The 13,121-nt window shown below is 60.5% G+C and carries 10 protein-coding genes; 2 read left to right on the top strand and 8 right to left on the bottom strand.

Annotation, left to right across the window (positions count from 1 at the left end; all coding sequences use genetic code 11):
- Positions 1-8: 8 nt before the first annotated feature.
- The 8 genes from Q0R02_RS03925 to Q0R02_RS03960 form a co-directional block, all read right to left on the bottom strand.
- Positions 9-764: an aldolase/citrate lyase family protein gene (locus tag Q0R02_RS03925; protein WP_293881031.1), complete on the bottom strand. Its 756-nt coding sequence runs from the start codon at positions 762-764 to the stop codon at positions 9-11.
- Positions 761-1,903 (bottom strand): cobalamin-independent methionine synthase II family protein, encoded by a 1,143-nt coding sequence (locus Q0R02_RS03930; protein ID WP_293881033.1) that lies wholly within the window; start codon positions 1,901-1,903, stop codon positions 761-763. The genes Q0R02_RS03925 and Q0R02_RS03930 overlap by 4 nt, the downstream gene beginning before the upstream one ends.
- 15 nt (positions 1,904-1,918) lie before the next feature.
- Entirely contained in the window at positions 1,919-2,683 is a 765-nt protein-coding gene (locus Q0R02_RS03935) for an SDR family NAD(P)-dependent oxidoreductase (protein WP_293881035.1), read from the bottom strand.
- Positions 2,680-4,005, bottom strand: coding sequence for a histidinol dehydrogenase (gene hisD, locus Q0R02_RS03940; protein WP_293881037.1), 1,326 nt, complete (start codon positions 4,003-4,005; stop codon positions 2,680-2,682). The genes Q0R02_RS03935 and hisD overlap by 4 nt, the downstream gene beginning before the upstream one ends.
- 30 nt (positions 4,006-4,035) lie before the next feature.
- Complete coding sequence (locus Q0R02_RS03945; protein WP_293881039.1) at positions 4,036-5,451, bottom strand: amidase; 1,416 nt, start codon at positions 5,449-5,451, stop codon at positions 4,036-4,038.
- Complete coding sequence (locus Q0R02_RS03950) at positions 5,448-6,707, bottom strand: MFS transporter (protein ID WP_293881041.1); 1,260 nt, start codon at positions 6,705-6,707, stop codon at positions 5,448-5,450. The genes Q0R02_RS03945 and Q0R02_RS03950 overlap by 4 nt, the downstream gene beginning before the upstream one ends.
- An 87-nt stretch (positions 6,708-6,794) precedes the next feature.
- A complete protein-coding gene (locus tag Q0R02_RS03955) occupies positions 6,795-9,095 on the bottom strand; it encodes a TonB-dependent receptor (RefSeq protein WP_293881043.1) in 2,301 nt (766 codons plus the stop codon).
- Between the two features lie 301 nt (positions 9,096-9,396).
- Positions 9,397-10,563 (bottom strand): phosphatidylserine/phosphatidylglycerophosphate/cardiolipin synthase family protein, encoded by a 1,167-nt coding sequence (locus tag Q0R02_RS03960; RefSeq protein WP_293881045.1) that lies wholly within the window; start codon positions 10,561-10,563, stop codon positions 9,397-9,399.
- Between the two features lie 94 nt (positions 10,564-10,657).
- Here Q0R02_RS03960 and rpoZ point away from each other — a divergent pair, with 94 nt between their 5' ends.
- Positions 10,658-11,002 (top strand): DNA-directed RNA polymerase subunit omega, encoded by a 345-nt coding sequence (gene rpoZ / locus Q0R02_RS03965; protein ID WP_121153298.1) that lies wholly within the window; start codon positions 10,658-10,660, stop codon positions 11,000-11,002.
- Positions 11,003-11,131: 129 nt separating this feature from the next.
- On the top strand, positions 11,132-13,121 hold a 1,990-nt coding region (gene uvrA / locus Q0R02_RS03970), incomplete at its 3' end, for an excinuclease ABC subunit UvrA (protein WP_293881048.1).

The raw sequence follows: 13,121 nt of genomic DNA on the forward strand, positions 1-13,121 counted from the left end.
TCTCGCTTTCAGCTTTTGGCGCGGGCGATCAGGTCGGCGGCACCCGCAAGCATGAAGCCGTGGTCCGAACCCAACAGAAACAGGCTCGCGCCCTTGTCCCGCCAATAGGGAACGTCGCCGACGCGCGCGAGGAACATGCCGACCGGCCGATCATGACGAAGACCCGCGGCACACACGGCCTCCACCGCCGCCACCACGCGGGGGTCGTCCTGATCTTCGCTGCCATAGGCCACCGTCAGGTCGACACGACCGACGAACAGCGCGTCGATGCCCTCGACTTGAGCAATCTCATCGATGCCATCGATGGCTTCCGGGTCTTCGATCTGGGCAATTACAACGGTGCGCGCGGCGCTTGCTGCCTTGTGCATCGCCATGGGGGTCGTCGTGTATCCGGCTGCACGTGAAGACCCGGCATAGCCGCGCCCGCCGCGTCCGTAATGGCACGCGGCCACCGCAGCGCGTGCTTCTTCGACAGAGCGAATATGGGGCAGGACAACCCCCGTCGCGCCACAATCGAGCGCGTTGAGGATATGTTCGGGCGTTGACGATGGCACGCGGACCAGAACGTCTTGACCTTTAGCGCGCGCAGCCATGATGCACAGATCGATGGCCGCTCGATCGAAGGGCGAATGCTCGGCGTCGAGGCAAAGGCAATCCATTCCGGTCAGCGCCAGTACCTCCACCACTATCGGCGAAGGTGTTTTGACGAACGTGCCGACAATCAGTTCGCGCGCCGCCAGCCGTTCTTTCAGCGTCGCGATCACAGCCGCGCGCTCGCCAGTGCCGCCCCGGCCGCCAGCGTTGCTAGTTTTGCATAGACTATGTCCGGATCGACTGCGCCGAACCCGGCAAAAGTCGAGAACCCACAGTCGGTCCCTGCGATCACCCGTTCGCGCCCGACGATGTTGGCAAAGCGCGCGATGCGTTCGGCGACCACCTCTGGATGTTCGACAAAGTTGGTCGTGCTGTCGATTACGCCAGGGATCAAAACGCGATCTTCCGGAATCAGGTCGATCATACCCGCGAAATAGCTCCAGTCGTGCGCGTGGCGGGGATTGGCGGTTTCGAACAATAGTCCCTGCGGCTTGGCGTTCATCAGGACCGGCAGGATAACGCCCATCTCGACATCGCAATGATGGGGTCCTTCGTAATTGCCCCAGCAAACGTGCATCCGGACGGCTTCTGCGGGCACGTTACGCAATGCATGGTTCAGCACTTCGACATGGCGCGCAATCAGCACGAGGTAGTCGGCTTCGGTGCGATCCTTGTACATCATGTGTCGCCCCAGACCGAGGTCGGGGCTGTCGAGTTGCAGGATCAGGCCCGCCGCGACGATCGCCTCATATTCAGGCCGCATCGCTTCCGCGAGCGCCTCGAGATAGTCGTCCTGCGTCGGATAGTAGTCGTTTGGCTGGAATAACGCGATCACGCCGGGCGATGCTGCGTTCATGAACGCGCCGTGCGCCGCGCTGCCGACCATCGCGGCGTCCAGGCGGGCGATGTCTTGTTCCAGCGACACCATTGTTGCCATCGCAACCGGTCCGATGCAGCGTGGCCGACGATAGGTGGGGGTGCCGCCTCCTTTGGACTGACGCGCCATGAAGACGGGGAAGTCCTCCAAATCGGCGGGCGGCGTGCGCGGGCTGTCGCCGTCAAATCCCGTGATCCGGTCCTTGATGTAAGTCGCATAGGAAATTTTCGACATTTCGCCGTCGGAAACGATATCGACTCCGGCTGCAGTCTGGCGTGCGATGCAATCCTTGACGGCTTGCCCGATGACGGCGTCGAACTCAGCGAGATCGACCGCTTCGCCACGTTCCACTGCGAACACGAGGTCGGTGACAGCCTTGCTGCGAGGCAGTGAACCGACGTGTGTCGTGCGGATCGGCGTGCTCGTCATCATAGTCCCTCTTTGAATTCAGTCTGCGGTCCAGCCGCCGTCGACCACCAGGCTGGTACCGGTCATCAGCGCCGATGCATCGGACGCAAGAAAGAGCGCGGCGCCCATGATATCCTCGACCTGCCCCACCCGTCCGAGCTTGATCTTGGCAAGAACGCTCGCCATGAACGCGGTATCCTCTAAATACGGCCTGGTCAGCGGCGTTTCGATAAAGGTCGGTGCGATCGTGTTCGACCGGATCCCATGCACGGCCAGATCGAGCGCGAAGGCTTTCGACATACCCTCGAGCGCCCATTTTGAAGCGCAGTAAAGCGATCGGTTCGGTCCGCCGACATGCCCCATCTGTGATCCGATGTGGACCAGGCTGCCGAGCGTTCCGTCGGCAAGCATTTTTCGCACGCAAGCCTGCGCCACGAAGAACGCGCTTTTCACATTCAGGCCGAGTACCACGTCGTAATCGTCCTCGGTGACGTCCTGCATCGGTTTGGGTCGGTTGGTACCCGCGTTGTTGACGAGGACATGAAACGCTGGGCGTGCTTCGAAAAACGCCGATACTGCCGCCAGGTTGCTCACGTCGAGGATCGCCCAACTGGCAAGACCGCCAACAACGCGAATAGCCTCGGCACCCGCCGCAATTTCGTCTTCCGACCGCGCGACGAGCGTCACTTCGGCACCCGCTTCTGCCAGCGCAGCAGCAAGAGCGAGGCCGATCCCGCGACCGGCCCCGGTCACAACCGCACGTCGCCCGTCAAGTCGAAAGCTGGGGGTTTTTGGCAGGTTCATACGACGACCAGCGGCTCGGCCTTGCCCGCATAGGGAATGTCACGATGCCCATAACGGCGCACGCGGATGTTGGCCTGTTCCCCATGTCCAGCAAAGCCTTCGAGAGCGCACAACCGGCTGCAATATTCGCCGATCATCGCGGAAGCCTCATCGGTCAGAACGCGCTGGTATGTGCAAGTCTTCAGGAACTTGCCGACCCACAGACCACCTGTGTAACGCGCCGATTTCTTGGTCGGCAAGGTGTGATTGGTGCCAATCACCTTGTCACCGAACGCCACGTTGGTCCGCGCGCCCAGGAACAGCGCGCCATAGTTGGTCATGTTGTTCAGAAAATAGTCCGGATCGCGCGTCATCACCTGAACATGCTCCGAAGCAATCTCATCGGCTATGCGCACCATTTCGGCATCGTCCTCAGCCAGGATAACCTCGCCATAAGTCGCCCATGCCCGTCCGGCATAGTCAGCCGTAGGCAGGATTGTCAGCAACCGCTCGATCTCGCGCATCGTGTCTTCGGCAAGCTTCCGGCTCGTCGTGAGCAGTATTGCCGGGCTGTCGGGGCCATGTTCGGCCTGTCCCAGCAGGTCGGTCGCCGCCAGTTCGCCATCGCAGCCGATTTCGTCGGCGATAACCAGCGTTTCGGTCGGCCCGGCGAATAGGTCGATACCAACGCGGCCAAAAAGCTGGCGCTTGGCTTCCGCGACAAAGGCATTGCCTGGGCCGACGAGGATATCGACGGGCAGGATAGTTTCGGTGCCAAGCGCCATCGCGCCGACTGCCTGAATACCGCCCAGAGCATAGATTTCGTCGGCACCTGCCATGACCTGTGCGGCAACGATGGCGGGGGCCGGGCGGCCCTGAAAGGGTGGCGCGCATGTGATGACACGCTTTACGCCTGCAACCTTCGCCGTGATCACGCTCATATGCGCGGAAGCCAGCAACGGATATTTGCCGCCAGGGACATAGCAGCCCGCAGCATTGAGCGGCAGGTTTTTGTGGCCCAGGATAACGCCGGGCATGGTTTCGACCTCGACGTCCTTCATGCTGTCACGCTGGATCTGTGCGAAGTTGCGCACCTGCGTCTGCGCGAATTCGATGTCCTTCAAATCCTGGCCGGTAAGCTGGTCGAGGCAGTCCTGCTTCTCCTGAGCGGTCAGCACATAGCTTGCGCGATCCCAGTTATCGAATTTGATCGATAGGTCGCGGACAGCGGCATCACCGCGCGCATCAATATCGGCAAGGACGCCCTCGACGATGTCCTGCACCTTTTTGTTCGCTTCCGCTTTCGCTTCGGCAGTCGCGCCGCGCTTCAACCAAACTGCCATTTTCGCCTCCTATGAATTCGAATGCAAACCTTAATCTGCGTTTGGTTCGACTTCAACCTGTGACTGTGCAGAAGTCGGGCTATGGTTGAAATGGAGGACTGCTTCAACCGCCGCTGCGATAGCCATCAACCCGGCATCATCCTGACGATGCCCAAGAAGTTCAATGCCGATTGGTATCCCGCCCGACGAGAAGCCAGCGGGCAATGTCAGGGCGGGGGCGCCGATATAGGCCGCGATTTCGGGTGCCCAGCCGCCGCGCGGATTGTCAAGTGAGGTCGGCACGACCGCTGAAGTCGGATAGACCAGCGCATCGAGGCGGTGCAGCGCCATCAACAATTTCACCGCGTCGGCAAGAGCGTCACGCCATGCCAGAAGCCGCTCATAAGGTGCCCGATCCAACGGCACGCGCAGGCGCCGCCGCAGTACATCATGATAGTCGACCAAGTGCGCGCCACTGGCGACAATCTCCTCAAGCGACGATGGAATACCGCCTTCAAATCCCGACCGCAGATAGGCGTCGAATGCGTTGGGAAATTCGTAATCGACCAAATCAGTTGGGCAGGTCGGTAGAACCGCCTCGGGTAGTATCACGGGATCGACGATCGCGAGGCCCGCTGACGCCAGCCGCTCCAATGCATCTTCACAGGCTTTGGCGATTTCGTCGGAGGCTCCGAACGCCTGCCGTAAAATGCCGATCCGCCTGCCGCGGATTGCGTCTATCGACGTGGCTGGCGGGGCGTAGTTCAGGCCCGTCATCGCTGCCATCATGATCGCGACATCCGCCACCGATCGGCCGAGGGGACCGATCGTGTCTGCGCTCGGTGCAAGCGGTGCCACGCCCCCCAAGTCCAGCAATCCAAAAGTCGGCCTGAGTCCGATCAGACCGTTGTAGGAAGCCGGGGTGCGGATTGACCCACCGGTGTCGGTGCCGAGTCCGCCATAGGCAAAGCCCGCAGCAATCGCCGCCGCCACGCCGCCGCTCGACCCGCCCGCACTGACGGCGGTGTCGAATGGGTTGCGAACATCACCAGCGATCGAACTGCGTGAACGAATTTCAAAGCTGAACTCGGACATATTGGTCTTGGCGAGGATGATCGCGCCGGCTTTCCGAAGCCTTGCTGTCTGGACGGCATCGCACCTCGGCATGGCCTTGGCCAAAGCAATGCACCCCGATGTGGTCGGCAATCCCAGGACGTCGATATTGTCCTTGATGACGATCGGCACGCCATGCAGCGGCCCCCGAACCCCGGACCTCAGCCGTTCACGGTCGAGCGCTTCGGCGTCGTCCATTGCCTGCGGGTTCATGGTTATGACCGCGCCGAGCGAAGCACCCTGCCGATCATGCGCGGCGATCCGGGCCGTTGCATCTGCGACCAGCGAAGCCGACGACACCAACCCGTCGGCTACGTCTCGCGCAACTTCGGCAATAGTAGCGTTGGTCGTCACACGACGACCGCAACCGGCAGCTTGATGCCTCGACGCACGAGCGTTTCGGGTTGCATCAGCCAGATTATTCCGGCCAGCGAAAAACTGGCAGCGCCCGCGAGCATGGCTGCGGGAAGCCCGAAGCGGGTAGCGATCGAAGCTGTGATCAGCGGCGCGAAAAAGCTGATGATCCGGCCCCAGTTGAAAATCGAACTCGCCGTCGCGCGCAGGTGTGGTGGATAAAGCTCCGCCAGCCACGGCCCCCAGATCACGCTGCAGCAGATTGTAATCCCGTAAAGGAAGCCGATGGCACGCAGCAACGGCAACTGTGTCGGCGCGGCGATGTAAAGGGCGATAGCGGCCGACGCGATAAAGAAGCCCAGCGCATTGAAGCGTCGACCGAAGCGATCCGCAGCCCATCCCCAAATGAATCCACCGATGATGTTGCCGGTGAACTGCCACGCGACCAATTCACCGGCGGTTGCAGCGTCCAGTCCCCGTGGTCCCGTCATATAGGTCGTGAACCACCCGCTAAACGCCTGATAGCCAAAAAAGTTAAGCCCGGTCATGGTTGCCAGCAGGATTGTCTGCCTGCGCACTTCGGGACGAAACAGCTCGCCGATCGGAAAAGTTCGCCGCGTGGCGCTGACCTCGACCGCAGCCTTCGGGAAAGGTGGGATGAGCCAGTACACCGCCACCGCCATCGCGATCGCCGGGACTCCGCCCATCCAGAACAGCAAACGCCACCCGCTGCCGCCCACTACGCCCAGCGCCAGGCCCAGCAAGATGATCGAGGAACTGAACGCGACATTCAGGGTGCCCGCCAACCGCCCTCGAATACGGGCATGAAATAGGTTTACATAAATGCTGACGCCGACGGGAAACGATCCGCCCATGAACAGGCCAAGGACAAACCGCTGCAGGAGCAATTGTGGGTAATTGCCAACGGCCACGCCCGCAAGCAGAACGGTGCCATAGCCGAGAATGAGCCCGGCGAGCACCTTGCGACGGTCGAAGCGGTCGGCAAGTTGACCGGCGATGATTGCGCCCACCAGGGCACCTGCACCTTGAGCAGAATAAGCCGATCCTGCCTGGATTAAGCTCAGGCCAAGCGATTGCCGGAGAAAAGGCCTGAGCACATCGACCGTATTCCATGCCCAACCGTATAGAAATTCGGCACCGAGCAGCAGGCAAAAGATCGATATGCGCCGCCCGTGCGATAGGTCGAGGACGTCGCCATCCCCGCTTGTGCTATCGGGCAATTTGCTGTCGGTCACAGTGGCAAAATCCCTCGCCTTGAAGGGGAGCCCGACGCCTAAGCTGCGCGCTCCCCGCCGTTTATACCGGCATTAAGATTACAATTATCAGAACTTCACACCTGCGCGCAGCCCGTAAGTTGCGGGCGGACCATATGAGACTTGAACCCGCTGGGTACGTCCAACCACGCCGCTGAACAATACTGGTTTGTCGAACACGTTGTTACCATATGCTTCGACGAACAGCTTTGAATTTGGAGCATAACGGAGCGCCACATCAACCAGATTGTAGTTTTTCTGACGATCCAAAGCAGTGTTATAGTCCGTCGTATAATATCCGCTCGAGTGCATCCAGCTCACATATGGCGTCACAACAGCTTCATCGCCGACGTGCAGTTCGTAATAGACTGCCGCTGTCGTCGTTAGCTTGGGTGAGTTCGGTATTCTTTTACCCGCCAAGTCTACCGAAACAGGATCCTGACCATTTGATGCACCAAAGAAGTTATTACGGCTGATATATGTAGTGTATTTGGCGTCAAGATATGCAGCGGTCAGATCCACATGAAAGTCGGTAGCCAAAAGTGTTCTGATTGCGATCTCTCCACCTTTGGATCGCGCTTTACCCGCGCTACCGAAATACGACACCAAAGGCGTGTAGACATTAATCTGCAGATTCCGGAACTTGTTATAGAACAGGCTGAAATCGGCCTGGACTTTGCCATCGAACATCCGCGCTTTTGCACCAACTTCATAAGCGTTGACCTTTTGGGGCGCATAGGAACTTGGAATAACGGCGCTTCCACCAGTGTCATTAACGCCGCCGGATTCAAATCCCGTCGAAGCCGTCGCATAAAGCATCAGGCTGCGGTCGGGTGTGTATTGCAATCCAGCGCGCCATGTCGTGCTGTTGAACGTGGGCGCACCCGAAGTTTGGCTATACGGAGCGCCGAAGTCATAGGTTCCGGGCACGCCGTTGGCATAGTCGGCGAATTCGAATGCCTTTTTCTCATGTGAGTAACGAATGCCCGCCGTTACCTTAAGCTCGGGAACGATTGCGTATGTCGCCTGCGCGTAACCTGCATAGGCATCGGTCCGCAACAGCGCGCTGGCCTTGAAACCGGGCGTAATCGTGCCGGGAGCCGTGATCTTCTGCTGGTAACTCTCGTTGACACGATCATGCAGATAGAATGCGCCAACGATCCACTGCAGGGGAGCGGTGGCGGTCGAAGCAATTTGGAATTCCTGTGTGAAGGCGGCCGACGAAGTGTTCGGCTCTTGAACGCCAGACCCGAAACCGGCCGCCGGATTCTGGAAAATCACGCTGGACTGGTCATTGTCGGCGCTGCGATGCGCGCGAAAAAACGTGTAGCCGGTGATCGAGCGGAGAACTGCCGGACCGAAATCATAGCTGATCGTACCCGATGCATAGTTTTCGAGCAGATGTTCGAACGGCTGGTAATCCCAGTTGTTTTCATAGGGGCCGGTAGCAACCGGAACGCCGATATCGACACCGTTGACGATCGCGGTTCCGTTATGGACCGACGGATTCACCGCATAGGGAACGCCGTTGATCGACTGGTATCCCGTTGCCGGATTGATGAGCGTGCCTGCAACCTTGTAGCCGTAAGAACCGGCACCAGCATCGTCACGCTGCCAATGCCCGGCATGAACCACGACCTCCAGCGCGCTTGTCGGGGTCCATTTGATGGCGAGGCGCTGCGCGTTCTCGTCGTCGTCATTCAATGTCACGCCCGGGGTAGTAACCGAATGAACATAGCCGTCGTGGCGCATGTAAACGCCCGAAAGACGGATCGCCAACGTCTCGCTGATCGGAAGATTTACAAAACCATCGACGCGGACGGCGCTGTAGTTCCCGACATCGGCATTCACGCCGAAAGCCAGGTCCTTGCCGGGTTGTTGAGTCACGACACTGATGTTGCCGCCGAACGTGTTTCGGCCATAGAGCGTGCCCTGCGGCCCACGCTGCACCTCGACGCGGGCAACGTCGAACAACGGGATGCTCTGCTGCTGGGTGCGGCTTTGGTAGATACCGTCAAGGAAAAACCCGATGACCGGATCGTTCTGCGCGCTGACGAGGCTGGTGCGGACACCGCGGATGGCAGGAAACGAATCCGATCCCTGCTGGCCCCAGCTGAAGCCCGGCGTCACGAACTGAAGCCGACCAGCTGAATTGATGTGCGCGCGGTCCAGATCGGCAGCAGAAAGCGCCGTGATCGAAATGGGGACATCCTGAAGTCGCTCGTCGCGACGCTGTGCCGTTACAACGATATCGCCCAGCCCTGTGTTGTCATCAGCGGTGGTTGTGGCCGGTACAGACGGTGCGGCCTGCGCAAAGGCAGGCGTTGCCACCGCTAGCGTCAGGATTGCCGCAACGGACGCTGTCAACATCAGTCGTTGCCGCGATACTAAAGATCGATCCGTTTTTGTTGCTTGGCTCTCTAGGCTATTATTTGTCATATTATTCCCCCTAAACCCCTGTATGCCAGATAGTACGGCAATCATTTATGCATTCGAATGCAATGTCAATTGATTTATTGCCGTTTTGTTGCGCCTTCGCCGGTTGGGTGATGCGAGGGCGATACGGATATGAGTAGGCGCCAACTCGCGGTCGCGCTTGTATGCTATTGGCAACGGGTTTTTCCGTTAGGGCCATGCATTGGCATTCACAGAGAGATGCGTGTTATCGGCCCTATTCGGCGTCGAAGTTCAGCCTCCGCGAGACATTGTAGTCGGCAACCGCAACCAGAAAATAACATAGCGCGTTTCGTAGTCGTGCGCCGACAGTGTGCAGGCCGGAATAATCGGCGAGTTTCTGTTCGACAGACCGGCTGACCTCACCGTCGATATAGCCACGCATCGTCTCAGCAAACGCGGCGTCGTCGATGCGCAACATGATCTCAAGATTCAGGAACAGGCTGCGGACATCGAAATTGGCGCTGCCGATATAGACGGCGTCGTCGATCACATATAATTTGGTATGCAGGCGCGAGGGTTCATATTCGAATATCCGCACGCCCTTTCGCAACAGCCCTGCATAGGTAAAGCGGGCCGCGCCGATGGTCGCCGCATTGTCGGTTTTCGACGCGGTCACGATCCGTGCTGTCCCCGTCAGCCCGAGCTGATCGATCCGGCGCAGCAGCGCCGGGCTGGGCGCGAAATAGGCTGCGATCATGTCCAGGCGCTTGCCGCTGCGCATGTCGGCACGGATTTCCCTGGCCCATGGTGACATTCGCCGCGCCGGCCCACCCAGCAGCCAGCGCACCGGGCCAGCCGGATTGCTCCACGTCCGCAGCGCGTGCCGCAGCGTCTTCATCTTCGATTTCGGCGCTTGCGTCCATGTCTGGAGCACGTCGTAATAACCGGTCAGCCGTTCTGCCGCCTCGCCTTCGACAATCAGTCCCAGGTCGCGCCACGCCTCTTCGCCGCGGTCGTCGAAATAGGCGTTTTCGACGTTGAACCCGCCGATGATCGCGCATCGTTCGTCCGCCAGCACCAGCTTCTGATGGTTCCGCAACAGATACCGCCGCCCCCATCGCGGCGAGAAGGCGCAGACCGAAATTCCGGCGTCGCGCAATGGCTGGAAGAACCCCTCCTGCTTGGCCGAATCGCTGCCGAACCCGTCCACGATCAGCGACGTCACGACCCCCCGCGCCGCCGCTGCCAGCAACGCGGCATGGACTCGCCGCCCTGCGTCGTCGTCGGCATAGATATAGTAGAGCGCGCGCAAGCTGGTCGTCGCCCCGTCGATCAGCGCAATCAGCGCCTCCAGCCGATCGGCCCCGCTTTCAATTATCGTCAGCCGATTGCCCGCGACCTCATGCGTATGTTCCACCCGCGCTCCCTGTCGGCTCCCCATCCCCATCCCTTTATTATGGGATTGTTGCAATCCCTTGGCGGGGCTGCTACCCGGCCCGCTTGCCTTATTTAGTGGTTCGAAGAGGAAGCGTTTCATGGCGCGCGTAACAGTCGAAGATTGCGTCGACAAGATTCCAAACCGGTTCGATCTGGTCCTGCTCGCTGCCCAGCGTGCGCGCCAGATTTCCGGTGGTGCCGAACTGCTTGTTGATCGTGACCGTGACAAGAACCCGGTCGTCGCCCTGCGCGAAATCGCCGACGAACTGGTCCAGCCCGAGGAACTGCGGGAAAGCACGATCAGCAACATGCAGCGCGTTCGGATCGACGACGACGATGCCGTCGATGAAATGGGCTCGCTGGCCCAGTCGGCCGAGGCACTCCGCCTCACCGCCGCTGCGCCGCCGCGGAACCAAAACCTGGGCGCCGACTACGACGGCTGAGTCGCGCGTGAGGCTTTAAACCCGGATTTTCATCCCCACATGAGGGATGCGCCCGACGGCCGCCAGTAATGGTGGCCGTTTGCTGTTGCGCGCCTTGCGTCACGCGAACAAATCTGGAACAAAGCCCCCATGCTGACACACATAAGCGTTCGCGGCGCGCGCGAGCATAACCTCAAGGACATCTCGCTCGACATCCCGCGCGAAACCCTGACCGTCATCACCGGACTGTCGGGCAGCGGCAAATCCAGCCTCGCCTTCGACACCATCTATGCCGAGGGTCAGCGCCGCTATGTCGAGAGCCTGTCGGCCTATGCGCGCCAGTTCCTCGAACTCATGCAAAAACCCGATGTCGACCATATCGAGGGCCTGTCGCCTGCGATCAGCATCGAACAGAAAACCACCAGCCGCAACCCGCGTTCGACCGTCGCCACCGTCACCGAAATCTACGACTATATGCGCCTTTTGTGGGCGCGCGTCGGCGTCCCCTATTCGCCGACCACCGGCCTGCCGATCAGCGCGCAACAGGTCAGCCAGATGGTCGACCGCGTCATGGCCCTGCCCGAGGGGACCCGCCTGTTCCTGCTCGCGCCCGTCGTCCGTGGTCGCAAGGGTGAGTATCGCAAGGAACTCACCGAATGGCAGCGCGTCGGCTTCACCCGCGTCCGCATCGACGGGGCATATTACGAAATCGACGAGGCCCCCGCGCTCGACAAGAAATACAAGCATGACATCGAAGTCGTCGTCGATCGCATCGTCGTTCGCGAAGGGATCGCATCACGCCTCGCCGACAGCTTCGAAACCGCACTGAAACTGGCCGACGGCCTCGCCTATGTCGATCCAGCCGACGCCGCGCCCGACCCCGCAGAACCCGCCCCCGCCGCCAAGAAACTCGTCGCCGGCGAACACGCCCCCGATGGCCGCATCACCTTCAGTCAGAAATTCGCCTGCCCCGTCTCGGGCTTCACCATTGCCGAGATCGAGCCCCGCCTGTTCTCGTTCAACGCTCCCCAGGGTGCCTGCCCCGCCTGCGACGGCCTTGGTGAAAAGCTCCACTTCGACCCACAACTCGTCGTCCCCAACGAAAACCTCAGCATCAAACAGGGCGCGGTCGTGCCATGGGCGAAATCCAACCCGCCCAGCCCCTATTACATGCAGGTCCTCGGCTCGCTCGCGCGCCATTACGACTTTGCGCTCGACACCCCCTGGAACCAGTTGCCCGATGCAGCCGTCACCGCCATCCTCTATGGCACACAGGGCCAGCCTGTCGTCCTGAAATTCATCGACGGCCGCAAATCCTATGAAGTCAAGAAACCGTTCGAGGGCGTCATCGGCAACCTCGACCGCCGCCTGCTCTCCACCGAATCCGCCTGGATGCGTGAGGAGCTGAACAAATACCAGAACGCTCAACCCTGCGAAGTCTGCAAGGGCGCGCGCCTCCGCCCCGAAGCGCTCGCGGTCAAGATCGCGGGTGAGGACATCTCGATGTCCACGCGCCGCCCCGTCGGCCCCGCCCTCGCCTTTTTCAAGGCGATGCCCGACCACCTCACCCCGCAACAGAACGCCATCGCCGAACGCATCCTCAAGGAAATCGTCGAACGCCTCGGCTTTCTCGACAATGTCGGCCTCGACTATCTGAACCTCGACCGCACGTCGGGCACGCTCAGCGGCGGCGAGTCACAGCGTATCCGTCTCGCCAGCCAGATCGGTTCAGGGCTATCGGGCGTCCTCTACGTCCTTGATGAACCGTCGATCGGCCTTCATCAAAAGGACAATGACCGCCTTCTCGTCACGCTCCGCCGCCTGCGCGATCTCGGCAATACCGTCATCGTCGTCGAACATGATGAGGACGCGATCCGCACCGCCGACCATGTCGTCGACATGGGTCCGGGCGCGGGCGTCCACGGCGGTCATATCGTCGCGCAGGGGACGTTGCAGGACATTCTCGACAACCCCGACAGCCTGACCGGCGACTATCTCTCGGGCCGCCGCTCGGTCCCGGTTCCGGCCAAACGCCGCAAGGGCAATGGCAGGAAGCTCACCGTCACCGGCGCGCGCGCGAACAACCTGAAGGACGTCACCGCGTCCATCCCGCTCGGCACCTTCACCTGCATCACCGGGG

This window comes from Sphingomonas sp. (assembly GCF_025353885.1).
Taxonomy (GTDB): Bacteria; Pseudomonadota; Alphaproteobacteria; order Sphingomonadales; family Sphingomonadaceae; genus Sphingomonas_O.